Source organism: Marinomonas gallaica (assembly GCF_049821165.1).
Lineage (GTDB): Bacteria > Pseudomonadota > Gammaproteobacteria > Pseudomonadales > Marinomonadaceae > Marinomonas > Marinomonas gallaica.
In genome coordinates this window covers 2,238,018-2,257,608 of sequence record NZ_CP187511.1, presented here as the reverse complement: position 1 = coordinate 2,257,608, position 19,591 = coordinate 2,238,018, and the positions used below count along the sequence as shown (strand labels likewise).

Genomic DNA, 19,591 nt, shown 5'->3' with positions numbered 1-19,591 from the left:
GAGCTGCCAACGATGCTAAAGCAATGCATTGCTCAAATAGGCAGAAAACGCTGGATGATTCGAAAGATAGGATGACAGATCGCCATGAGCCACGAATTTACTTACTCAATTTCGACGATTCGCTTTGATGAAGACTACCAACCTTCAGCGAAAACACGCACCACCACCAACTTCGCTAACCTAGCACGCGGTGAGCGTCGCCAGCAAAACTTGCGCGATACCTTGAGTATGATGAATAACCGCTTTAATGCGCTGGCTCATTGGGACAATCCTACTGGCAACCGTTATGCCCTTGAGCTGGACATTGTGTCGGTTGACATCGATATTGAAGGCAAAGGTGAAACCTTTCCCAGCATTGAAGTACTAAAAACCACCATTATTGATCAACAAACCAATGAGCGAATTGAAGGGTTGGTTGGCAATAACTTTTCATCGTATGTACGCGACTATGACTTTAGTGTGGTACTGCCTGAGCATAATAAAGATCAATCCGACTTTAGTGTCCCTGAAGACTTTGGTGCCCTACACGGTAAAATCTTTCAACACTTTGTTCATTCAGAGGCCTTCAAAGCGCGCTTTAAAAAGCTACCTGTTATTTGCCTCAGTGTGTCTGAAACAAAAACCTACCAGCGGACGGAAAACAAACACCCTATTTTGGGCGACGAATATGTGCCTAGCGGATCATCGTTAACCGAGAGCTACTTTAAGAAAATGGGCTTAGCGGTACGTTACTTCATGCCTGAGGACAGTGCAGCACCATTAGCCTTTTACTTCTATGGTGACTTACTAAATGACTACACCAATTTAGAGCTGATTGGCACGATCAGCACGATGGAGACGTTCCAGAAGATCTATCGTCCCGAGATTTACAACGCCAATGCTGCAGCAGGTGAACACTTCAAACCGAGCTTAAAACATTCGGATCACTCGTTAACGCAGATTCAATACGATCGAGAAGAACGCAGTCAGTTGGCCGTAAAACAAGGCAAGTTCACTGAAGAGCATTTTATTAAACCTTTTCAAACGATTCTAGAACAGTGGTCGGCGCAATCTGCCATCTAACACAATGATATTGAGAGCACCCAATTATGAGTATTTTACTTCCTACTTCTACCGCAGGCAGTTTGCCGAAGCCCGCTTGGCTAGCACAACCAGAAACCTTATGGTCCCCGTGGAAACTTGAAGGCGATGAGCTGATTGCGGGAAAGCAAGATGCACTACGTGTCGCATTGCATGAGCAAAGCTTAGCTGGTACAGACATCGTGAGTGATGGCGAGCAAACACGTCAGCATTTCGTCACCACTTTTATTGAGCATCTAAACGGTGTCGATTTTGAAAACCGTAAAACGGTGAAAATTCGTGATCGCTACGATGCCAGCGTACCGGTCGTCGTGGGGCCTGTTTCACGCCAAAAGTCGGTGTTTGTCGAGGATGCTAAATTTTTACGCCAGCAAACCAAACAACCTATTAAATGGGCGTTGCCTGGCCCAATGACAATGGTCGACACACTGTACGACGACCATTACAAAAGCCGCGAAAAGCTCGCTTGGGAATTTGCCAAAGTTCTCAACGAAGAAGCCAAAGAATTAGAGGCAGCAGGCGTTGATATCATTCAATTTGATGAACCGGCTTTTAACGTGTTTTTTGACGAGGTCAATGATTGGGGCATCGCATGCCTGGAACGCGCCATTGAAGGTCTTAAGTGTGAGACTGCTGTGCATATCTGCTATGGCTACGGCATCAAGGCTAATACCGATTGGAAGAAAACACTGGGCTCAGAGTGGCGTCAATACGAAGAAATCTTCCCAAAACTGCAAGCTTCTAACATTGATATCATTTCACTCGAATGCCATAACTCACATGTGCCAACAGAGCTTTTAGAACTGGTGCGTGGCAAAAAGGTTATGGTCGGCGCCATTGATGTCGCGACCGATACCATTGAAACCCCTGAGGAAGTAGCAGCAACCCTGCGCGAAGCATTAAAATACGTCGATGCTGACAAGCTGTATCCTTGCACCAACTGCGGCATGGCACCACTGTCTCGCGACGTTGCAAGAGGCAAACTCGAAGCGCTTAGCGCCGGTGCTGCTATCGTGCGTAAAGAACTATCTCAATAGCCCTTTCTAGCAGCCCCCCACATCAAAACCGGCTAATTATTTAGTCGGTTTTACTACACCCGCCCAATACACGAATCGAGCACAGAGGTTAAAAGTATTACCTTGCGTGTTTCGCTATCCACTAGACTCAGTAGTCCCATCGCAATACTTCTCTAGCACCTCACCTAAGAATTTTCTTGCCCAGAAACTAGATCAAACACTTGACCTTAGAGTTTACTCAAAGGTTTATACTGGCGTCATAAATTCATGTTACGTCGCCTGATACGCGGCATGCGCTATGCGGCCACTGACATGGTTGACGACATTGCCGTATGGCTTGTTGTTGGCATCGGATTTGCGGCGTTAGTACAAGCGTATGTGCCAACGAGCTTTCTGGCCGAATGGGGCAATGGTTTGATGGCCATGTTAGTGATGGTGGTTATTTCAATCCCTATGTATATTTGCGCTACGGCTTCAACTCCGATTGCAGCTGGATTACTGGTAGCCGGCGTTTCACCTAGTGCCGTATTGGTATTTATGTTGGCGGGGCCTGCTACCAATATCGCAACACTCGGCGTTGTATATTCCTTACTCGGTAAAAGAGCGCTAGTAAGCTACCTAACTGGCGTGCTGGTCTGTGCCTTGGGATTTGGCTTTTTATGCGATTGGATCTTTACTAGCTTTGAGTTAGCCCTCAATTTATCCGACTCGATCCGTGCCCATGCTCATGTTAATTGGTGGTCAGTATTAAGTGGTGTCTTGCTAGCAAGCTTGATAGGTCTAAGTCTTGCGAAACAACTAACAAACAAATGGTCCTCTACTCCCAGTAAAAGCTGCTGTTCATAGCAGCTTTTATGCCTCCCCTACCGCCTTAACAGTTCAGAATATAACGGACAGCCTGCCAAGTGATGAGCTTAAACAAGCTCATGAACGCCACTCACCCAAATGAGAATTATTTTTTATCGAAGCGTCGCGCAATAGCCCCTACAATATAGCGCTTTGATCATTCATATTGGCAACGGAGTTCCAATGAAATCAGTCTTTTCCATGTCGCTAATCGCGGCAGCTTTTTTTAGCGCAGCGCACATCTCAGCAACAGAATATCCTTTAACCATTGAAAACTGCGGTTACACGCACACCTACGAACAAGCGCCACAAAGCACTGTCACAGTCGGCCAAGCGGCTACCGAGATTTTGTACACCTTAGATCTCGCCGATAAAGTCAAAGGCACATCGGTTTGGTTTAACGAGGTTTTACCTGAGTTTAAAAAAGTGAACACTGGTATCCCACGTTTGGCCGACAATGACCCAAGCTTTGAATCAATCTTAGAAAAGCGTCCTGAGTTGGTGACGGTGCAATACGAATGGCATGTAGGTGATCAAGGGATTGTCGCCACACGAGATATGTTCCACGATGTCAACGTGCCCACATATATTTTGCCTACCGACTGTGACAACAAAGACAATTCCGTTGGCCTTGATGGTACCCGCCTTGATCAATTTTCAACTGCTGCGCTATACAAGTCCATCGATCAGCTAGCGGATATTTTTGATGTCTCCGAGCGTGGTGATAATCTAGTTAATTCACTAAAAGAGCGTGAAGCCAAAGCGATCAAACGCGCTAAAGCAGCTGGCAGCACAGGCAAACGTGCGGTATTTTGGTATTCCAGTGCGGCCATGGACATTGATCCATATGTCGCTGGGCAAAAAGGTGCTGCTGGCTACTTAATGAAAACCCTAGGCATTGAAAACGTTGTTCAGTCCGATGAAGAGTGGCCAACGGTCGGCTGGGAAACCTTAGCCAAAGCCAATCCTGATATCATTGTCATTGCTAAAATGAACCGCCGTCGCTTCCCAGCTGATGATTTCGAGAAAAAACTGGCATTCCTAAAGAGCGATCCAGTGACCAAAGAAATGGATGCGGTTAAAAACGGTAATATTGTGATCATGGATGCCTTAGAGATGGACGCCACCATTCGTCTTATCAACGGTCTTGAAAAGTTAACGGATGCGGTAGAAGAACTTTAATCTATGCTGATTCAAGCATTCAATAGGGTGACCTCACGTCACCCTTTTTCATTTGTTGTAATGAGTTTCTTTATTTTGCTAGCGGCCGTCACCACGGGAGTTGCCATTGGGGAAACCCATATCGCCTTTTCGACAGTGCTGCAAGCCGTGGCTAACGCTGCCTGGGGAGCTGATTACGCCGTGCATCCCATAGACCAAGGGGTAATTTGGAATTACCGGTTGACCAGAACGATTGTGGCAGCCTGTTGCGGTGCTGCATTAGCCGTCACAGGTCTGGTGCTACAATCGCTGCTGCGTAACGCCTTAGCCGACCCCTATTTGCTAGGTATTTCGGCGGGCGCTTCTACTGGTGCCGTTATGGTGACCATTGCCGGCATCGGCATTGGCGTGTTGAGTATGTCGTTTGGTGCTTTGATCGGTGCCATGTTGGCATTTGGATTCGTTATGCTACTTTCAGCTTTAGCGTCTAAGCGACGTAGCGGTAACATTTCTACGCAAATTATCTTAGCCGGTATCGCAGGCTCACAATTGTTTAATGCTCTTACAGCATTTGTGATAGCCAAATCTGCCAATGCCGAGCAAGCTCGAGGGATTATGTTTTGGCTATTGGGTAACCTTTCCGGTGCTCGCTGGCAAGAAGTCACCTTGGCACTTCCGGTGCTTTTGATTGGACTTGCATTAGTCATCTGGCACGCACGAGCCTTGGACGCCTTTTTATTTGGCTCGGATGCGGCGGCATCGATCGGCATTCCCGTACGCCGTGTGCAAGTCATTCTAATTTTTGGCACGGCCATGATGACGGCTGTTATGGTGTCTATGGTGGGAGCCATTGGCTTTGTCGGTCTGGTAATCCCCCATGCTGCACGGTTTCTATTTGGTAGCTCTCATTTAATCTTGGTGCCTGCTTGCGCAGTGATTGGCGCTTTGTTCCTGATCTTTTGTGATATCGGCTCACGCATCGTGATACCTGGGCAAGTCTTACCCATCGGTGTGGTTACAGCACTGATCGGAGCACCCTGTTTTGCTTTGGTGCTAATACGAGGACAAAAGCAATGAACTTAGATGTTTCCAATATTCAGTATCAACTTGGCAAGAAGACACTGCTCAACGATATCTCGTTAAGCATGAACAAAGGCGAACGCGTCGCCCTAATTGGCCCTAATGGCTGCGGTAAGTCGACTTTGTTGCGCTTAATCTGCGGTTTAAACAAACCCAGTACGGGGCAGATAAGGCTGAATGGTAAAGCCATTGACCGTTACCCACGACGAGCCCTCGCCCAACACCTATCGTTTGTGCAACAAAAAGCCACCACTGAAGAATTAGTCAAAGCTGAAGACGCTGTGGCACTCGGTCGCACCCCTTGGATAAAAGCCTTCGAACGATGGAGTGAGACCCACCAAACTTACGTCGACCAAGCATTGGAAAAAGTCAGTATGCTACATAAGCGACATCAGCATTGGCACACACTGTCTGGTGGCGAACAGCAACGTCTTCATATTGCGCGAGCTCTGGCTCAGAACACCCCTTTTATCGTCATGGATGAGCCAACCAATCACCTAGATATTAAACAGCAAATGGTCGTGCTATCCCTGATAGAAACCATCCAACGTACCATGCTGGTTGCTGTTCACGACTTAAATCACGCATTGCGTTTTGATCGCATCATCGCCATGAAAGACGGTCAAATCATTGCCCAAGGTCGCCCTGAAGCGCTCATTAATGAAACCTTTATTGCTGATGTATTTGAGGTGCAGTCGCGGGTTATTCACTCATCAGACCACCCTCCCCATATCCAACTACTGAACTAACAAGGAATCCTGACATGTTAAAGTCAATGGTTACACTCACTCTTTGTGCGCTCATGGCAAGTTCGCTGTCTGCCAAACAGTATGAAGTCAAAATGGTGAACCGTAATAGCCTAGGAGCGATGTCTTATGAGCCTAGTTATCTTATTATTCGACCAGGCGATACGGTGAAGTTTCTGCGAACTGCTCTAGGACACAATGCCGCCACTATCAAAACCATGTGGCCAGAAGGTGCGACGACATACCGTGGCAATATAAACGAAGAGATAGAAATGACCTTTGAGCAAAAAGGGACTTACGGTATTGAGTGTACACCACACATGGCGATGGGCATGGTCATGGTGATTCAAGTAGGCGAAAAAGATCTTGAAGCAGTCAGCGTGCCAGATAACTTGCCACAACGAGCGCAAAAACGTATTGCTGATATTAAGCAACTCTATAGTCAGTAACCCTATAACGTCATCTATTGTTAGGACCTAGGAAAGTTATAGTGAAAATTGAACTAGAACTCATCAAAGAGCATCATCTTAAGGCAATCTGCGCACTGGCTAATAACCCCAATATTAGTCGAACCAGTGGCGTTCCAGATAATTGCCAGCCAGAACACGTGTATTCTTGGATTCATTCAACACACGCGCCTAAAAGTGAAGAGATGCACTTTGTTATTGTGTCCGAAAAAGGTGTTATCGGCTGCTGCATTTTGAAAAAGATCAACTATCACGTTCAATCCGCTGAACTATCGTATTGGGTTGGTGAGCCTTACTGGGGCAAAGGATTGGCTCAAGAAGCCGCTAAATATGCGCTGCAGTTTGCCTTTGAGTCCTTAAAGCTTGCTAAAGTTGATGCTCATTATCTAAAACACAATAACGTTGCATCCGGTTATGTTTTATCAAAATTAGGATTTGCACCGGACAATAGCCGTAAGGAATTGCCCGTTGCTGGACGTTTCAAAAAGTTTACCGGTGATGTGTGGACCTTCGTATCAATAACACGTCAAGCATTCGAAACGCGCCAGCACTGGATTCTATAATCGCGTGATTTTTGGTGAAGGCCGAACCGCTGAAATTGTCCTAAGCAGTAAATTCTAAGCAAAAAAGCGCCGATACCTTTGAGGTTATCGGCGCTTCTCAATTAACAATCAAATTTATTACCTCAGCGCTCGGTAATATTAAAGACTCCTATCGATAAAAAGAAAATATCTCATCTGACTACGTTTTATTTAATCTCGTGCCATTCCACCTCAATCGTGTGGCCCGGCCCTGCGTCCATCAGAATATAAAACTCACCATCGTATGGCTTAAAATGCACATTGGACTGCTCATCAAACGCTTTGCTCGCGATGATTTCTTCGTCATACGAAATTAAGTCTATGGTAACACCAGCCACACCTGAGCCATCGGAAAAGCCACCTTGACAGACGATATCCACCGTGCTTTGATGGCACTCCACAAAGGGAAAATGCGCTAATGCCATGGATGACCACACACTGGCTAAGGCCGCCAGCGTTATACAACGCATATACGCTCTTAACATGTTAAAGCTCCTGTTGCTGCTGCAAAAATTCGATGGTAGCGGGTGACGCTTGGCGCAGTGGCCATTGCACCTGATGCAAAGAGCCATCCCAGCTCTCCAGTGTCAGCCAGAGATCAGCGTCTAGCGCGGTATTCTCAGGTACTGGCATACTAAAGCTCATGTGATAAGGCGAACCAAAGCCAATGACCCCTGCAGTGCGCAAGCTGCGCGGTTTACCCAAGCGCATGTACACCGCTTTTACCTGCTCAGCACATTGCTGACACAGCGCGGCATTAAACGTCTTCATATAGCCTGCAGGGCCGTCTAACTTAGGCCCCCGTTCAAATTGTTCGGCTAACGTAATGCGCCACGGGCCAACCTGTTTTTCGCCAATCGCGCGCTCACCCAAGCCATTCGCACCGCCAAAGACCGACATTAATTCAATATAGAAAGGCATCAACACGAAAGGGATAAGGATCAGTAATCCAGTCAAATGAAAACGCCAGCGAAACCAACGGCTATGGGACTTCTTTGTCGCTGAGTTTGAGCTCATACTGAACCTCCTGGTTGAGTCGCGCTGGTCGTCTTTTGGCGTATCGCCGCTTTGGTCGATTTGAAAGTACGCGTCATCCAAATGCGCATACCACTAAACACCATCATGGTGAGCAGCACACCAAAGAAGAAATACACCAACTTCAAACTTAAACCGACAAAATCGCCCGTGTGCAACGCACGCATCGACAAACGCGTCAGCATCAAACCTGGCTGATCCATCACTCGCATGGCTTGATCAATCGAGCCAGTATAAGGATTGACGAGGAAACTTTCGTGAACCAAAGGAAACGCTTGGCTACGTCCTAAAATGCGATAATGTCCAAAAGCCGTGCTCGGCAAATCTACTCTTTGTGTCTCAACATTTTCATAATGCTGGTTGACTTGGGCGATGGCTTGATCAGGCGAAATTAATGGCGGCCGACCTTGATTTGATACAGGTACCTCATCACGCGCCACAAACACAGGTGCTTGAGACGCACCGTTAAACGGTACACCCGCCTCAAACAATAAGCCTTGGATCATGAACCAGATCGCGGTCACAGAAATAATAAAGATGAACGGAATCGACCAAATCCCCGCTAAGCGATGGAAATCACCCCAGAACACTCGTGCCCCGCGGTTGAAGCGCAAGCGCGGACGCAAGAAACCACGCCAGAACTTCTTATACACCACTAAGCCGGTGATCAACGATAACAGCATGGGGATACCCAGAATGCTGACCATATACCAACCTAAGCTGTAGCGAGTGAAGCCAGTATTGAAGGGAATCAGCAACCATCCATGGATCGCGCGGACAAACTGGCGAAAATTAAAGCCTGTCGCAGCCCGTCCCTGAATATCACCCGTATAAGGGTTAATAAACACATTTTCGCTGGTCGAATCTGGGTAACTAATCTCGGCTGTCAGGGCAAACTGAGATTTTACTGGGCGTGTTATCTGCTCAACATAGGCACCGGGAGCTTCGCGCTCAACTACCTTAATTACCTCATCAAATGTCAGCATCGCGCCCACCTCGTCCGGAGGATTGGCGCGCACACTCGAATCAAACAGCCAAACAATCTCTTGGCTAACCGTAGCAATGGTGCCCGTCAGACAGACAAAAAACAAAAATAGCCAGATTGGCATCGCCAACCAACTGTGCAGCAAAAACCACCACTGCGTCCGCTTCTTCGGCGCATTGGTTTGTATATCGGGATTCATAAATCAGACCTAATTGAACACTCTATAACCGCCAAATAGATAATTGACGAGGGATATTAGGTATGACGTTTGAGGCATATAAAAAAGGTACTTCAATAATCACCTTCCTTATTTTTTACTATTTTAAACAACTAAATGACCCGTTGATGGTTAAAAAATCGTCGTCGTGAATACGACCCATCTACAACACTACATCCATGATTTTTTTAAGGATTCGGTTTTATACAGTGCTTGGTTCGCTATATCGTATGCGAGTGATTCATCGATATAAGGGACTACAATGGCACCATTGGCTAAGACAAATTTGACGGATGCTAGCTTGCGCTTTGTCATCAAGAGGCTTTGCTCAATGCTAACCTGTTGTAACTTATAAATCGGAAAACACACGTACCGCACCCCAAGGATGCCGCTACGTACGTAGTAATAGTGGTCATCTGCTGCAAACCCTAGGCGACGCCAATGACAGAAAAACAACAAGGCAATTATGATCAATACACTCACGCCAGCGAGCGCATAGCCAACGTCCAGATACAGGCATAATGCAGTACTCGTAATAACGCTCAACGGTAAAACAATAAGAGTCAAAAAGTATAAAAAATAATACGGACTCGCGGGGCGATATTGCACCTTTGTAAACGGCTGAGCATCTGGCCATGTCTCGGCAATCAGCGCGTCTCGCTCATGGGCTTTTATGGAAGGAACCATTAGGTTGCTGACAGTTTCGACACTACGAACTTCAGAGCCACTGAGGTTTTGTTGAAACACAAGGTTCGTACGCCCGATCAGTCTGTCCAACCAATCTTGTTTGCTCTCAATCATTTGAATATGGGAAAGCCGTACACTCACCTCTTGACGGGTAAACAGACCACAACGCCGAATATAACGATCGCTTAAACAGCTTAGTCGATAGTTATAAAATACGATGATCGAGCCAAGTATTGATAAGAGTGAAAGTGGGATCAGTAACAGCAAAAATAGCATCAAAGCTGCTGCACTGATCTGCCACCAAGACCCTGTTGCCTGAGCAATGACATCGTCGATATTAAGTCCTAGATCCGAAAGCAGTCCCTCCATCCATGACAGCAACACATCCTGTGCTGACAGCAAAGCACCTAGCAGTATCCAAAGACGGTTATTGGCGACGCCATGAATGACCAGATCTAATACACTGCGTGTGTTTAAAAGTTGTTCGTCTTGCTCTGCCCCTTGGTTAGCAGGCGATGGCGTAGTATTTACTATCGTTGCTTGTAAGTCCTTCTGATCGGCATTCCTTGCCAACAGAATAGCTTCTCGAAGCGCATTCGCATCCTGTTGTGTCAGCGCATATATTTTCGCTTCTTCATCCTTGGAACCGGCACTGTCCAATGTCACCGCAACATGACCGGTGAAACGATAGATAAGCGGCTGCTCCAACTTTACATTTTGAATTCGCTCAAACGGAAGATTCAAGTAACGTTTTTTTAATACACCCGCGCTTACTTCAAAGGTATCTTGGCTAATTCGATACTGATAAAACCAATAGGATGCGAAGCATCGAGCACAAACCAGCACTATAAAACCTATCGCCCCAATCAGAAATTCATTTTCATGCCCCGATATATAACGGTGGCCAACCACACCTCCAGGAATAAGATAAATGAATGACTGCGAAAGCGACTTGATAACATCAATCAAGAAATAAACGATGGCAATGGGCGATAGGCGCCGCCAACTAGGTTGCAGTGTTAAGGTCGACGGTGAAGACGTTGTCATAGCATTAACCTGCGTTCAAATCTTTATGTTCTAAAATATAGGCACGCAGTTTTTCTGCCGTTACTTGCTCTAATCTCGGAATCGAAAATGTATGCGCAGCACCTCCGGCCGAGTAGACATGTAATTTTGCAAGACCAGCGAAGCGATCTATCGGCCCCTGTTTTAGCTCCACATGTTGTATACGCAGCATTGGTTGGCAAATAACCTGCTTGCAGATGACGCCCTTTTTCAACGTTAGATCATGCTCTCGCAATGAATAGCGAATACGCACATATGCCAAGTACGCATAGATCAAATAACCTATACTCAATATTACGACCGCAGCAAAAACATAGAGATAAGCGCTTTGCAAAAATGTTGGCAAAGATAACCAAGAATTAAAACGCAAAGCGCTCAATACACCAAGCACCGGTATGACAAGTATCAGCGTCGCGGCAATATGGTAGGTTCTATAGGCTAGAGAAATAGGCTCGGTCCGCAGCGTTCTTAGATCCGGTAATGAGTGTGTCGTAATGGCGTCATTTGTGAACCCTTCCATGTCACTTTCCTTTATATGAGACAAGACGTGGCGTTATCCGTGCATCGGATAACACCACATATAGATAATGAGAATCGATTTCATTTTAATCTATAGCTACAACAAAAGGCAATGTGCAGAGGCGACCGTTTTTCGCTGCATTGAAGCCGCCAAAATTCTCGCGTTACCCGCTAACTGAGTGTTGCGCCCACTGCCTTTTATCTAACAAGGCAGTGAGCTATTTTCTCGCCTTAGAATGTATAATCAAACGTTACTTTAGCGGTACGCGGTGCACCGTAAAACGCTGTTGAGTATAAACTTGGGATATATTTTTCGTTGAAGATATTATCAATATTAAAACGTACCGTTGCGTCGTCATTAATGTCGTAGGCAGCGAAAGCATTAGACAACATGTAGCTGTCTTGCGTCATTCCATAGGTCGACTCAATGTCCGACTGCCAGCGCGTGTTTACACCGACTTTAAGGCCCGGTATTTGCTCGACACGGGTATCCAACATCATCTTGACGGTCGTGCGTGGCACATATTTGTAAATATCTTTGCCATCCGGTCCTTTCAGATTAAGGTGCGTTAGACCCAATGACATACGCGTACGATCGGTTAAATAGCCTGAAATTTCGACTTCAAAGCCTTTAGATGTGACATCCTTAGGCACATAATAACGATCGCCTTCACTGTTAAAGCCTTCGGCTTGAGTCGCCAGGCCATCTTGCTGTGCTTTAAATATAGAGAACGTCGTGAGCACTCGGTTATCTAACCATTCGGCTTTAACACCGGCCTCGTAATTAACACCTTTCACTGGGTCAAGATAACGACCGTCATAGCCCGCTTGGTCTTGGTTTTGGTAGATATCGGAGTACGACACATAGCCTACGATATCATCGTTGAAATCATACAATACGCTTAAATAAGGGCTGACTTCTTCTGTATCAGGGTATGCGGTGGTGGTGTTACCACTACCAAAAATCGAATCCCCTTCACGCTCTAACTTGATCGCATTCACACCCACGATTGAATGGAGAGAATCGGCGAACTCAAGTTTTGAGGCCATATAGAAGCGTGTTAGCTGCTGTTCACCGGTACCCGTCAAGGTCTTCGGCCCAAACTCTGGCTCTAGCGGCACATCACCACCATAAGGCAACGCTGGCAATGGCAAGCCTTGATACGCGGCGTTATCAAAGTTACGCACATAGCGTTTCGAATCTTGGCGTGAATGACTCATACCAATGAGCAAACTGTGATCACGATCAAAGGCGTTAAAATCGCCACTTAAGTTCAGATCAAAGACATTATTTTCAAGCTTGGTAAAACCCGAGTAAGGCCAGCTGAGTAAGCCTGTGCCGTCTGCATTGACCGAGTTATTCGGCGCGTAAGCATAAAACAGTTTGGAGTCGCCTTCATACTCACGGTAAGTGTAGGTGCCTTTCACTTCCCAATCGTTGGCTAAAAAATGGCTGTATTCGACAAATGCGTCATTGGTTTTAGTATCGTAGTAAGCCCACTCAGCACTCGAAGACGAAGAACGATCCAACTCCAATTGACCGCCGCCTTGTATGTTTAGTGGCATAGCCCCCCACATCGGCGCATCTTGCTCAGCATTACGATAATTCATACCAAAGGTTAAAATACCATTGTCACCCACTTGGCCATCAACGACCGCATACAACGACTCATGTTGGTCCTCTAAATCACGTAAGTAGGAATCACTCTGCTCGCCGACAGCGACGACACGCGCCGCCCAACGACCGTCTTCGGTCAGCACCTTATTGTAATCAACAGCGCCGCGAACCTGACCATAAGAGCCTGCAGTAACGTTTAACTGACCTTCATCGATATTTGTTGGACGTTTGCGCACAAAGTTAATCGTACCTGACGCATTACCCACACCTGTCAACAAACCATTAGCACCGCGAATGACCTCAATTTTTTCAAATAAGAATGTATCCTTTTGACCAATCACAGTGCCCCAGTCATTGGTCATCCCCAAACCATCGACTTGAGTTAGCTGAATGCCAAAACCGCGTGAGTTGTAGCGTGCACGGTTGGTTTCGTATTGATCGACGTTGACCCCTGTCATAAAGCTCAAGGCTTCGTTACTAGAGGTTAAACCATTATCCGCTATGCTTTGTTGATCAATAGTCGAAATCGATTGAGGCGTGTCTTTAATCGCCAGCGCCAAGCCAGTCGCGCCTTTTGATACCCGAGCACTACGCTTCGCGGTCACGGCTAGCGCATCTAATTGGAAGGGCGCCGCACTGGTGAACGTAGAGGGTTTAGACAAATAAATCACACCGTCTTTAATGACAGCACTTAACTCAGTACCGGCAAGTAATGACTCTAATGCCTGCTCTACCGTGTATTCACCCGCTAGCTCTGGAGCTACTTTACCTAGTGTTAAATCCGCTTGTGCAGACAGCGATAGATTACTGATGGAAGCTAATTTCAGCAGCGCCTGAGACAAAGAGCCATTAGGAATATCGTAGGCATAAGAGGCTTGCATAACGTTTTCAGGACCAGAAATCGTTTGCGCGGCATAGCTGGGTACGGCGCTTAGCGCTCCCACTACTAAGGCTGAAATGGCGGTTCGTTTAAACATGATAAGTTCCCAAAAGTCATTCTAAATGAGCTAAGCGCCACACTTTGTGACGCGTTCAATAGCTATGCCAAAGCACAACAAAAAAAGGGAACTAAGAATGAGAAATATTTCTATTATCTTCTATTAGAGTAAACCAAGGGGTAATATGACGCACTTTCACAGGTAAGCTCTGCGCCAAAGTATCCAGCACTTTACGCGTATCTGCGATCGGGTAATGGCCGATTAAACGTAGATTAGCGACGGCGTCCGAGCACTTCAGCCAACCCTGTGAGTGATAACGCCCTAGCGCCTTCAAAAAGTCTTCTAAGCGCATATTTTCGGCGACCAAATAACCTTTACGCCAAGCCTCATCGTTCGCAGAAATACCTTCAGTTAGCACTGATCGCGTTTGGTTAAACGCTAATGACTCCTTTTTGGCAACCGTCACTAGTGTTATATCTTGTGCCAACTGGACTCTAGCCTCACCCGTTGTAACCGCAAGATGAGCACTGTTATTGCCCAAACGAATATTGAGCTCTGTATTCATCATGTCGACTGAGCCATAATCTGTATTAATACGTAACGCTTGTGTTTCGGGTGCCGATTGTAAATAGAGCTCACCATGTAATAAAAACAACTGACGCCGCGCCGCTCGCTTATCCACAGTGATCAACGTATTGGTGTTAAGCCATAACTGACTGCCATCAGCGAGCGCTAATTGACGACGCTCACCAACGGCAGTTTGATGAAGAGTGCCAGGCGTCCACGCTGCTTGAAGTATGTCGCGCTGATGCCAAGCAAAAGGCAGAGCAACGGCGGCCCCAGCCAAACCATATAGAAACTGCCTTCGGCTGCGGCCTGCACTTTGCAGTGCTTGAAAACTACGCTGGGCGGGCAACTGGTGAAACTCACGATCAATTTGCTCTACTTTCGCCCATGCTTCTCGATGCCATACCGACTCTGCCAACCATTTCTGCCAAGCTTGTCGTTCTTGCTCGGATACCTGATCATCTTGCAACGACGCAAACCACAACGCGGCCTCTTCTAGTGCTTGCTCACGCAGATTAGCGGACGGATCACTCATATTAAATCAGCCTGCTGGGCTTGAAGACATTTCAACATCGCCTGTGCAATGTACTTTTTAATCATTCTTTCAGATACCCCAAGCTCGGTGGCAATATCTTGATAGCGGACACCTTGCAGCCGTGACATTAAAAAAGCTTGGCGGGCATTGGCTGACAAGCTCTGTAACATTTGATCTAAATGGTACAGCCTTTCAACAACCTCATAGTGGGCTTGTGCGGAGGGGGATTCGGCCTCAGGCTGCTCCTGTAAAAGCAATAAATAACTGCGCTCAATATCTTGTCGACGCCAATGATTTACCAATAAGCTTTTGGCAATAGTGGTTAAGTATGCCCTTGGCGATTCTATCTGCTCTAAGTTTTCTTGGCGTCTGATTAAACGAATAAAGCTATCTTGAGTCAGGTCCTCTGCCGTGTGCTGACAAGACAAATTACGTGACATAAAGCGCTGCAACCAAGAATGATGCTGACAATAAAAATCAGAAAAATGACGAGAAAAAGCACTTTGCATGGTCAAACAAGCCTTTACCATTTATATAAACTTCCATTCGAAAGATATGACACATCCGTGATATCAAATATTTCAAATAATGCTAATACAAATGAGAATTGTTTTAAATATAAGAATCAAAAGTTTACCTCTTCATCATGATCTACGAAGAAATATAAGAAAGGGCCAATCGCATTAAGTTAGGTAAATACCAGATTCCAGAAAAGGTGTAGCATCATTTTTGTCGTTAATGGCTTTGTCACGGGCGCGGCGCATGGCCAGATCACAGCGCGGTACATACAGGGGTGCGCCTCCGTAGAAATCGGCTAGTTTTTTGGTGGTGTCCTCGCCCATCAATTCGGATAAAGCGTCCAATGCCGCAAGACCGATGCAGGTCGCGCCCATAGGCATAGGAAGCGTGATGCCACCAAAGTGCTGGATAAGACGTACCGTATCCGCCCAGCCAATGACTTGGATAAGCTGCTGGACGGATTCTGGTAGAAGTGTGTGCCAAGGTTCAAATGTGTTCATGGATTGAACGCTAGCACGGGAAAGCGTTAGACCAAAATTCTAACGGTATGGTAGTTTAGCAATATCAAACAATTAACAGGGACCGTAAAATGCAACCAACACGCATTATCATTCATGAGTTAAAGAAAGAACAACACAAAGATCTGCAACCATCAGACTACTCTCAAGCCCTTTTAGATCTCAAAAACCCTAAAGTAATGACATTTAGCAAAGGCTTATACTCAGCTTACGGTAAAAAAAAGAGCACAACACAATATGGTGTGTTTCAAGACTTATCACTGAATAATTCTGTCGGGGAAACCTTAGCAGGAATGCAAACGTTCTTGAATGACGCTGCCTTTTTAAGCTTTACAAAGGCAATAATGAAGAAACTTGAAGCTGAAGCAAAAGAGGAGCAACTTGCTTCAGGGGGATTTATCGTATTCATGGAGTACACTGTCGGCAGCGATCATTTCTTTATGATTGCAATGGTGAAGAAAAAAACTGCCACAACTATTACTCAGTCATTAACCGTTGATGATTTAGAGTACATAGACCTATCCAAATTACATCAGGCATTCCGGATCAATCTGACAAGCTTCTTTAGTTTTCTAGTCGCACCTGTCGATGAGCAAAGTCAGATGACATACTTAAGCTTTATTTCACCATCTAGTCAACTTCAAGCTGCTGGCTATTTTGTAAAAGCTCTGAACTGTAAAAAAGGTAACTCTTCCGCAAAATCGACAAAAAATACGATCATAGCGACTAAACATTTTTTTGATAGTGATGAGCTCAAAACAAAAAAAGATGATGTAGTTAAAAAGCTTGAGGCCTACTTAAATATGTGTCAAAAATCAGGGTCCAATGCAAGCCTATCTCACATCGAATCTCTAGCAAGACAATTTTTCCCTGCTACTTGTTCGGAGAAACATGACGAATTATCTGAAGAGTTCACTGCATTCTTAAATAGCGAAGCTTATCAAGTTCCACCTGAGTTCAGAGTAGATAAGGCTACTATAAGAAAATATTTTTATATTTCATATTCAGATGAAGATGTAGATCTGCTCATAAAAAAGGATATGTTATCAAGAGACCCACATGGGGCTATAGTTATAAAAGATGGAAAACTAATTTTCAATAGACCATCCAAATCACTTTTAGACAAGATTGAAGACACTATAAAAGAAATGGAACAAGAAAATGACCCTACGCCCTTACTAAGCCTAAATGGTAAACCTACCAATTAAAATGGCTGGTTCTATACATATGAAGTTTCCATTACAAAACCTACTTAATAGTTTAGAAAAAAAATCAAATTCATCTGTAACAGGAAGAGTTAGAGTTAACGAAGACTTTCTAGACGCTTACGAACGGCTATTGCTTGTTGAAAGTGAGTTGAACTTACGATTCAGCGAGGTTATAGCGCACTATGGGGGACAAAAGGAAGACTATAACCTATTTGACAATGGAGACCACGATACTTCATGGAGGAAGCCCCTTGAAAAGGCTGAGTTTGTAACAATAAGCTTGTCTACGGCTGGGGGGAATGGAACTGGCGGTTATTTTCATGATGTCAATGAACTACTATCATTAGACTTCATTTCAACTAATAGCATCCCTAAATCATTGTATATCAAAGAGATAAACTACTTAAAAACTAGTCGCGAGGAAAGCGAATCAGATTTCTACAAGAGATTGGAGCAAGCTACTAATTTTTCAATTGCATTATCGAAGCAATCTCAACACACCACAAATGATAAAGACCCAAACTATATCTATATCTCAGAAGGTGGTAAGACAAACATTTTAACCATTAGGCTAACTTCAGATCTCCTTGCATCCCCCCCTAGTTCTTTCAATTTGCTAAAAGAGCTACAAGATATTGAGTCCGAAGATTCGCTTAAAGGGAAAGATAAGAAATTAATTTTTTACAGCACTTTGAATGAGTTCCTTTCAAGTACAATATCCCCCCAAAGTCAGTTTGAGAAGCTGTTCATGAACTGGGGAGATTTTAAGGTGCTATATGATGAGAACTACAGCTCTTACGCTAATGAGTTTAGGTTTGATAAGCTGAAAAAAGAGCTAGCTGAGACGGAGCTAACACTCGTATCTAAAATAGTAGAAGTATCAAACGACTGTAGTACAAAAGTCCTAGCAATACCTGCTTCAATGGGAGCTTTAGCACTGCTCAATAAGACAGATAGAGTAACTGAAACTTCATCAGTAGCAATTTTTCTAATTGGTATAGTAATAGCCACTGTTATGGTTCTTCTAATTATTCAAGCTCAATTACACAAGCTAACCTCAATTGATGAATCAAAAGATCTGGTTCTTAGCTCATTGAAAAACAAACATGTTCAGGTTTTAAGCATATCAAGCTCCGAATTAGACAAGGTTCTACTTCGATTAGATAAAAATATTGATCGTACAAAAAAGTGGCTGACTTACTATTCATATTTAGCCTTTGCCCCCTTGTTAACTTATATTATTTTGTTATCTCTTGAGAATGAGATAGTTACAAAAAGAGTGTTTCAGTATTTTATTGAGCCGTTGTATTAGAGCTATGAACGGCCAGTGCAGCTACCACCTTGCGTAGCTGTCCCCTCTCCAACCAGTCCACTTTCTCGACCTTAAACATCTGTTTAGCAATGCCATCCGCGTAGGCCCACGGCAAGTTATTATCCACCAGTAAGGCTTCGATCTTACCCATTGGTGGCTCACGGTTCGCGTTTGGGTTAGGACGGTTACCCCACGGTAGCGTTTTGTTGGTGGCTTTGTTTTGCGGTTTCTTTGGCACAAAGCCCAGTTGTTTAAAGCGCTCTAACAGCTCGCCCCGCTCTGCTTCGGTGAGATCCTTGGCGCTGCGTTTGCCAAACATATCGTTGAGTAACAGACGGTAGGATTCGTCATCCATACCTAGGTTTTTTTTGCCAATGTGGATGGTGGCTAGTCGATTGACTATGTAATACAGGCACTAGTAAGTTGTAGCCCACGCCCTAGGTGCAGTCGTTGATTAGCATGGGAGCGGTGACAGGTTCATTCAGGGTGATTTGACCACCCTGTTCGTTGGCTCGCATATTGGGAACTTGGTGGCTGAAAAACATCAATCTCGACAGCCCCACCCGACAGTACATGACATGCAGACCAACCTCAGCACTACTAGGAACATCGATTAAAACAGACGCAGGCCAAATCCAAGCACACAAGATCTGGCGAGAATACAAAGTAATTAAAGCTTAAAATTAGCTGAAAGGCGGAGGAAACAAATAAGGTAAAACAATTGTATTCGAAGAGGAAAACTAGCGGATCTGTGACTTGTTAATAAAAACTGCAAAATCACACGAGAAATACATTCGAAACGAGGCAATAAAAAATGTAATTCAGCTGATATGGCATAAATCGGCCACAGTTAAAGCATATAGGAATTTTTAAAACCGGTTATGGCTTTGG

Annotated in this window: 20 protein-coding genes; 10 read left to right on the top strand and 10 right to left on the bottom strand. The window is 45.1% G+C overall.

What is annotated here, in order from left to right; translation table 11 throughout:
• Positions 1 to 84: 84 nt before the first annotated feature.
• The 8 genes from ACPUEK_RS10640 to ACPUEK_RS10605 all read left to right on the top strand — a co-directional run bounded on the left by ACPUEK_RS10640 (position 85) and on the right by ACPUEK_RS10605 (position 6,959).
• A complete protein-coding gene (locus ACPUEK_RS10640) occupies positions 85 to 1,062 on the top strand; it encodes a DUF1852 domain-containing protein (protein WP_067217501.1) in 978 nt (325 codons plus the stop codon).
• A gap of 26 nt (positions 1,063 to 1,088) precedes the next feature.
• The gene (locus tag ACPUEK_RS10635; RefSeq protein ID WP_425640708.1) at positions 1,089 to 2,117 is read left to right on the top strand and encodes a methionine synthase; all 1,029 of its coding nucleotides are present in this window, start codon (positions 1,089 to 1,091) and stop codon (positions 2,115 to 2,117) included.
• 246 nt (positions 2,118 to 2,363) lie between these two features.
• Positions 2,364 to 2,942 (top strand): permease, encoded by a 579-nt coding sequence (locus tag ACPUEK_RS10630; protein WP_425640707.1) that lies wholly within the window; start codon positions 2,364 to 2,366, stop codon positions 2,940 to 2,942.
• Between the two features lie 183 nt (positions 2,943 to 3,125).
• The gene (locus ACPUEK_RS10625) at positions 3,126 to 4,124 is read left to right on the top strand and encodes an ABC transporter substrate-binding protein (RefSeq protein ID WP_425640706.1); all 999 of its coding nucleotides are present in this window, start codon (positions 3,126 to 3,128) and stop codon (positions 4,122 to 4,124) included.
• Positions 4,125 to 4,184: 60 nt separating this feature from the next.
• On the top strand, positions 4,185 to 5,180 hold the full coding sequence (locus ACPUEK_RS10620; RefSeq protein WP_425643030.1) for a FecCD family ABC transporter permease: 996 nt from the start codon (positions 4,185 to 4,187) through the stop codon (positions 5,178 to 5,180).
• Positions 5,177 to 5,932: an ABC transporter ATP-binding protein gene (locus ACPUEK_RS10615; protein WP_425640705.1), complete on the top strand. Its 756-nt coding sequence runs from the start codon at positions 5,177 to 5,179 to the stop codon at positions 5,930 to 5,932. Before ACPUEK_RS10620 ends, ACPUEK_RS10615 begins: the two co-directional genes overlap by 4 nt.
• 14 nt (positions 5,933 to 5,946) lie before the next feature.
• On the top strand, positions 5,947 to 6,378 hold the full coding sequence (locus tag ACPUEK_RS10610) for a pseudoazurin (protein WP_425640704.1): 432 nt from the start codon (positions 5,947 to 5,949) through the stop codon (positions 6,376 to 6,378).
• A 41-nt stretch (positions 6,379 to 6,419) separates the two neighbouring features.
• Positions 6,420 to 6,959 (top strand): GNAT family N-acetyltransferase, encoded by a 540-nt coding sequence (locus ACPUEK_RS10605; RefSeq protein WP_425640703.1) that lies wholly within the window; start codon positions 6,420 to 6,422, stop codon positions 6,957 to 6,959.
• A 185-nt stretch (positions 6,960 to 7,144) separates the two neighbouring features.
• Here ACPUEK_RS10605 and ACPUEK_RS10600 read toward each other — a convergent pair whose 3' ends face one another.
• The 9 genes from ACPUEK_RS10600 to ACPUEK_RS10560 all read right to left on the bottom strand — a co-directional run bounded on the left by ACPUEK_RS10600 (position 7,145) and on the right by ACPUEK_RS10560 (position 16,162).
• Positions 7,145 to 7,447: a hypothetical protein gene (locus tag ACPUEK_RS10600; RefSeq protein WP_425640702.1), complete on the bottom strand. Its 303-nt coding sequence runs from the start codon at positions 7,445 to 7,447 to the stop codon at positions 7,145 to 7,147.
• A gap of 16 nt (positions 7,448 to 7,463) precedes the next feature.
• Positions 7,464 to 7,994, bottom strand: coding sequence for a hypothetical protein (locus ACPUEK_RS10595; protein ID WP_425640701.1), 531 nt, complete (start codon positions 7,992 to 7,994; stop codon positions 7,464 to 7,466).
• Complete coding sequence (locus ACPUEK_RS10590; RefSeq protein ID WP_425640700.1) at positions 7,991 to 9,196, bottom strand: PepSY-associated TM helix domain-containing protein; 1,206 nt, start codon at positions 9,194 to 9,196, stop codon at positions 7,991 to 7,993. Before ACPUEK_RS10590 ends, ACPUEK_RS10595 begins: the two co-directional genes overlap by 4 nt.
• 189 nt (positions 9,197 to 9,385) lie before the next feature.
• A complete protein-coding gene (locus ACPUEK_RS10585; protein ID WP_425640699.1) occupies positions 9,386 to 10,948 on the bottom strand; it encodes a PH domain-containing protein in 1,563 nt (520 codons plus the stop codon).
• Positions 10,949 to 10,952: 4 nt separating this feature from the next.
• Positions 10,953 to 11,486, bottom strand: a complete 534-nt coding sequence (locus tag ACPUEK_RS10580) for a PH domain-containing protein (RefSeq protein ID WP_425640698.1) — start codon at positions 11,484 to 11,486, stop codon at positions 10,953 to 10,955.
• Between the two features lie 230 nt (positions 11,487 to 11,716).
• Complete coding sequence (locus tag ACPUEK_RS10575; protein ID WP_425640697.1) at positions 11,717 to 14,080, bottom strand: TonB-dependent siderophore receptor; 2,364 nt, start codon at positions 14,078 to 14,080, stop codon at positions 11,717 to 11,719.
• Between the two features lie 91 nt (positions 14,081 to 14,171).
• Positions 14,172 to 15,143 carry a FecR domain-containing protein gene (locus ACPUEK_RS10570; protein ID WP_425640696.1) on the bottom strand — a complete coding sequence of 324 codons (972 nt, stop codon included), beginning with the start codon at positions 15,141 to 15,143 and terminating at the stop codon, positions 14,172 to 14,174.
• The gene (locus tag ACPUEK_RS10565; protein ID WP_425640695.1) at positions 15,140 to 15,673 is read right to left on the bottom strand and encodes a sigma-70 family RNA polymerase sigma factor; all 534 of its coding nucleotides are present in this window, start codon (positions 15,671 to 15,673) and stop codon (positions 15,140 to 15,142) included. Before ACPUEK_RS10565 ends, ACPUEK_RS10570 begins: the two co-directional genes overlap by 4 nt.
• 153 nt (positions 15,674 to 15,826) lie before the next feature.
• On the bottom strand, positions 15,827 to 16,162 hold the full coding sequence (locus ACPUEK_RS10560) for a hypothetical protein (protein ID WP_425640694.1): 336 nt from the start codon (positions 16,160 to 16,162) through the stop codon (positions 15,827 to 15,829).
• An 89-nt stretch (positions 16,163 to 16,251) separates the two neighbouring features.
• Here ACPUEK_RS10560 and ACPUEK_RS10555 point away from each other — a divergent pair, with 89 nt between their 5' ends.
• Together ACPUEK_RS10555 and ACPUEK_RS10550 are read left to right on the top strand one after the other, a co-directional pair.
• On the top strand, positions 16,252 to 17,388 hold the full coding sequence (locus tag ACPUEK_RS10555; RefSeq protein ID WP_425640693.1) for a nucleoid-associated protein: 1,137 nt from the start codon (positions 16,252 to 16,254) through the stop codon (positions 17,386 to 17,388).
• Between the two features lie 19 nt (positions 17,389 to 17,407).
• Positions 17,408 to 18,700, top strand: a complete 1,293-nt coding sequence (locus tag ACPUEK_RS10550) for a hypothetical protein (RefSeq protein WP_425640692.1) — start codon at positions 17,408 to 17,410, stop codon at positions 18,698 to 18,700.
• Here ACPUEK_RS10550 and ACPUEK_RS10545 read toward each other — a convergent pair.
• A complete protein-coding gene (locus ACPUEK_RS10545; protein WP_425640691.1) occupies positions 18,681 to 19,055 on the bottom strand; it encodes a gp16 family protein in 375 nt (124 codons plus the stop codon). The genes ACPUEK_RS10550 and ACPUEK_RS10545 overlap by 20 nt on opposite strands.
• Between the last annotated feature and the right edge of the window lie 536 nt (positions 19,056 to 19,591).

Bases quoted from the DNA above. Each gene is read 5' to 3' on its own strand.
- ACPUEK_RS10590 (WP_425640700.1), bottom strand. From the start codon at position 9,196: ATGAATCCCGATATACAAACCAATGCGCCGAAGAAGCGGACGCAGTGG.
- ACPUEK_RS10565 (WP_425640695.1), bottom strand. From the start codon at position 15,673: ATGGTAAAGGCTTGTTTGACCATGCAAAGTGCTTTTTCTCGTCATTTT.
- ACPUEK_RS10580 (WP_425640698.1), bottom strand. From the start codon at position 11,486: ATGGAAGGGTTCACAAATGACGCCATTACGACACACTCATTACCGGAT.
- ACPUEK_RS10635 (WP_425640708.1), top strand. From the start codon at position 1,089: ATGAGTATTTTACTTCCTACTTCTACCGCAGGCAGTTTGCCGAAGCCC.
- ACPUEK_RS10600 (WP_425640702.1), bottom strand. From the start codon at position 7,447: ATGCGTTGTATAACGCTGGCGGCCTTAGCCAGTGTGTGGTCATCCATG.
- ACPUEK_RS10545 (WP_425640691.1), bottom strand. From the start codon at position 19,055: ATGGATGACGAATCCTACCGTCTGTTACTCAACGATATGTTTGGCAAA.
- ACPUEK_RS10620 (WP_425643030.1), top strand. From the start codon at position 4,185: ATGAGTTTCTTTATTTTGCTAGCGGCCGTCACCACGGGAGTTGCCATT.
- ACPUEK_RS10625 (WP_425640706.1), top strand. From the start codon at position 3,126: ATGAAATCAGTCTTTTCCATGTCGCTAATCGCGGCAGCTTTTTTTAGC.
- ACPUEK_RS10560 (WP_425640694.1), bottom strand. From the start codon at position 16,162: ATGAACACATTTGAACCTTGGCACACACTTCTACCAGAATCCGTCCAG.
- ACPUEK_RS10595 (WP_425640701.1), bottom strand. From the start codon at position 7,994: ATGAGCTCAAACTCAGCGACAAAGAAGTCCCATAGCCGTTGGTTTCGC.
- ACPUEK_RS10615 (WP_425640705.1), top strand. From the start codon at position 5,177: ATGAACTTAGATGTTTCCAATATTCAGTATCAACTTGGCAAGAAGACA.
- ACPUEK_RS10555 (WP_425640693.1), top strand. From the start codon at position 16,252: ATGCAACCAACACGCATTATCATTCATGAGTTAAAGAAAGAACAACAC.
- ACPUEK_RS10585 (WP_425640699.1), bottom strand. From the start codon at position 10,948: ATGACAACGTCTTCACCGTCGACCTTAACACTGCAACCTAGTTGGCGG.
- ACPUEK_RS10640 (WP_067217501.1), top strand. From the start codon at position 85: ATGAGCCACGAATTTACTTACTCAATTTCGACGATTCGCTTTGATGAA.
- ACPUEK_RS10575 (WP_425640697.1), bottom strand. From the start codon at position 14,080: ATGTTTAAACGAACCGCCATTTCAGCCTTAGTAGTGGGAGCGCTAAGC.
- ACPUEK_RS10610 (WP_425640704.1), top strand. From the start codon at position 5,947: ATGTTAAAGTCAATGGTTACACTCACTCTTTGTGCGCTCATGGCAAGT.
- ACPUEK_RS10550 (WP_425640692.1), top strand. From the start codon at position 17,408: ATGAAGTTTCCATTACAAAACCTACTTAATAGTTTAGAAAAAAAATCA.
- ACPUEK_RS10630 (WP_425640707.1), top strand. From the start codon at position 2,364: ATGTTACGTCGCCTGATACGCGGCATGCGCTATGCGGCCACTGACATG.
- ACPUEK_RS10570 (WP_425640696.1), bottom strand. From the start codon at position 15,143: ATGAGTGATCCGTCCGCTAATCTGCGTGAGCAAGCACTAGAAGAGGCC.